The 3,060-nt window shown below is 47.8% G+C and carries 3 protein-coding genes; all 3 read left to right on the top strand.

The window, feature by feature from the left end; genetic code table 11:
- Positions 1 to 260: 260 nt before the first annotated feature.
- On the top strand, positions 261 to 1,349 hold the full coding sequence (locus ABJD00_RS19185) for a choloylglycine hydrolase family protein (protein ID WP_348399501.1): 1,089 nt from the start codon (positions 261 to 263) through the stop codon (positions 1,347 to 1,349).
- Positions 1,350 to 1,479: 130 nt separating this feature from the next.
- Positions 1,480 to 1,782 (top strand): transposase, encoded by a 303-nt coding sequence (locus tag ABJD00_RS19180; RefSeq protein WP_348399500.1) that lies wholly within the window; start codon positions 1,480 to 1,482, stop codon positions 1,780 to 1,782.
- A 376-nt stretch (positions 1,783 to 2,158) separates the two neighbouring features.
- Entirely contained in the window at positions 2,159 to 2,551 is a 393-nt protein-coding gene (locus ABJD00_RS19175; RefSeq protein WP_348399499.1) for a hypothetical protein, read from the top strand.
- Positions 2,552 to 3,060: the final 509 nt, after the last annotated feature.

Genomic DNA, 3,060 nt, shown 5'->3' with positions numbered 1-3,060 from the left:
AACCGCCGGAAATCTTCGCGAGAACGCCTGCAAGCACCGCGAAGCCGCCACTCCAGCTGACGCGGCTAACGCCGGGCTTGAAAACAACGGTAAAATCCGTCAGCTTCACCTAAACACCAAAATACTTGGGAAATATCGGTTGACAAGTTGTTATCAGCACGTTGAGCTATCTGGCAAACCAACGCCCAACTAAAGCAAAATTTTCAACAGAATTAGAGCGAAATTAATCCGCAAAAGCGGTATAGGAGAGAGACCAAGAAATGCTAAAATCGAGTAACCTGTTTGTTGCTGCTATCGCGGCGCTCTGCATTAGCTCTCAACATGTAATGGCATGCACGGGCATCGTCCTTAGCTCTGCTGATGGCGTGACCGTACCGGCCCGCACTATGGAGTTCAGCTTTGACATTCAATCGAACATCTTTGCTGTACCGGCCGGGACAAAGATTGAAACACTTGCACTGAACCCTGAAAAAACCGGCTTCACCTTTGATGCAAAGTACGGCTTTCTTGGAGCCAACGGGCTTGATATGCCCATTGTCTTTGATGGTTTAAATACCGAAGGCCTTTATTTTGGCGCCTTTTACTTTGCCGGGGACGCGGTTGTCCAAGATCTTACAGACGAAAATATTGGCCGCGCCGTATCGTCAGAAGAAATGGGCAATTGGATACTGGGTCAGTTTTCAACCGTCGAGGAGGTCAAGGCAGCGCTCCCAACCATTGACGTAGTCGGAACATATGTGGCCGAGATCGACGGATTTGCACCTTTTCACTATGCTGTCACTGATGCCTCAGGCGCATCCATTGTCATAGAGTACACGGAAAAGGGTCTGAGCATTTTCGATAACACGGTGAATGTGGTCACAAACAATCCAACCTATGATTGGCATCTTACGAACTTAAGAAACTATGTTGGTTTGCAAAGCGAAAATCGTGGAAAAATCAAAGTGGGCGACCAGAGTGTTGCGCCTTTTGGCCAAGGCAGTGGGATGCTGGGCATGCCGGGTGACCATTCATCCCCTGCACGCTTTGTTCGCGCTGTGGCCTTTGCAAACACGTCTTTGCCCTCCGAAACAGTAGATGACGCCGTCTTTAAGGCGTTTCACATTTTGAACGCTTTTGACATTCCGAAAGGTTCGATACGTGAGGCCGACGGAAGCGCCGAATTCGCAGATTACACGATTTGGACTTCGGCTGCCGACACTAAGAACGCGCACTACTACTACAAGACGTACCTCACTCAGAGTGTTGAGGTCATTGACGTGAAAAAGGCGATGGAAGGGATTGATGAACCAACAACGCTGATCATGGAAAGCGGTTTTGTGGCCCGGGACAGAACCGGAGATTTCTGATGCGCAGGGCCAAAAGCCATAGTGATGGTTGGCGCGCCAACCATCACAAAAAACCAGCGCTGCATGAAGTGGTCCGGCAAAATTGGACAGCGTGCTAAGATGTATCCGACACTGATGAATGGATACGAGAATGACGAAGCGACGGAACTTTTCAGACAAGTTTAAGGCTGCTGTAGCGCTTGAGGCGCTACGTGGCGACAAGACAGTCCAGGAGATTGCAGCCAAGCGCCAGCTTCACCTGACGCAGTTGAGCACATGGAAGCGGCAAGCGATTGAAGGCATGGCCGGAGTGTTTTCGGACAAAATCAAGAAGGCTGAGAGCAAGGACGGCGAGATCAAAGATCTGCACGCCAAGATCGGCCAGCTTGCGGTGGAGAACGATTTTTTGTCACAAGGGCTGAAGCGAGGAGCCCGTCTGAACGTCGCGAGATGATCCGTAAGAAGAACACGAAGCTGAGCCTGACGCGCCAATGTAAGTTGCTGAAGATCAGCCGGTGATCGCTGTATTACACGCCCGTTGGTGTGAACACTGATACGCTAAAGCTGATGAATGAGATTTATAATTTGTTATGTAACTATCCAGTTACCTGAGTAAATCATACCATAGGTAGAATGACAATATGGTAAAATTCCCGTATTGCATGTGCCGTTCGTGCTCAATTGCTCATCACGCGCGCCTATCCGAGTCAATCGGCGCTGATCTGTTTGCTGTAGTCTTATTTTTGTAGATCAAGGTCTGCAAAAATAAGACTTTGAAATCTGTGTGGCTTCCATCAAGTTTTATCTCGGGGGTTCGTTAAGGAAAAACAATGGACTACACAGCAGACCTCCACGCGGCATCTAACTGCCAGCGTATCAATCAACCTTCACACGCTATCCAAAAAAAACATGATCTAGCGGGACCACTTAGTAGTCTTAACACTTCTGCTGAAATAGGGATTTTACTTCAACCAAGTTTCAACACCATAGAATACAACACCAACGGTGTTGTCTGCATGAGACATGCCGAAAATAGTGATGTCCCTCCACAGAAACCACTTTTTTTGGCGTGTCTCATCTTGGGTGTGTTCCTTGGATTGCTCGGCGCGCTTTGCGCATTAATCATGGGAATGGAGTTTTTGTCGATCTTGGCAACATACAGTGCCGTTGGGGCAGCTACCTTCCTCGCATCTGCCGTAACAATCACCTTGCTAAATGGATAGCAAGTACAACAAAGACTACCGACTGAGCATTCAAATTTTTGCAAAATAGTTCTGAGGCGATTGGCCATGCGTAGGAGGGCCAGACTCCCCTGCGCGTGAACGTCTTGTAAGTGAACAACTGTTTTTGCATCTCAAGGTCTGCACTTTTTGAAGTCGACAGAAATCTATTCCTCTTTACACCTTACAAAGGCACCAGGGGGGTTATAACAGGAGCATAAAATGAGAAACAAAATGAAATTGTTGGCAATCGTATTCTCCTAACGAAATTGCTTCCAAAAGGTTACCAAAAGAAGGTTTCGGAAAGATTTAAGATCATTCGGTTTGGATTGCAGAAGAAGGGAAGCCTTCGGAAGGAATTAGAGGTGAAGTGTCTGACGTCAGCGCTTATGGGTCCAAATAGGGTTATTTGCTAAGAGAGTGTTTGTTGCTCTGTCTGACGTCAGCGCTTATGGGTCCAAATAGGGTTATTTGCTAAGAGAGTGTTTGTTGCTCATCGTAGCCACCGAGGA

It is taken from the genome of Tateyamaria sp., from assembly GCF_039945315.1.
Taxonomy (GTDB): Bacteria; Pseudomonadota; Alphaproteobacteria; order Rhodobacterales; family Rhodobacteraceae; genus Tateyamaria.
This window is presented reverse-complemented; position numbering and strand designations above follow the sequence as displayed.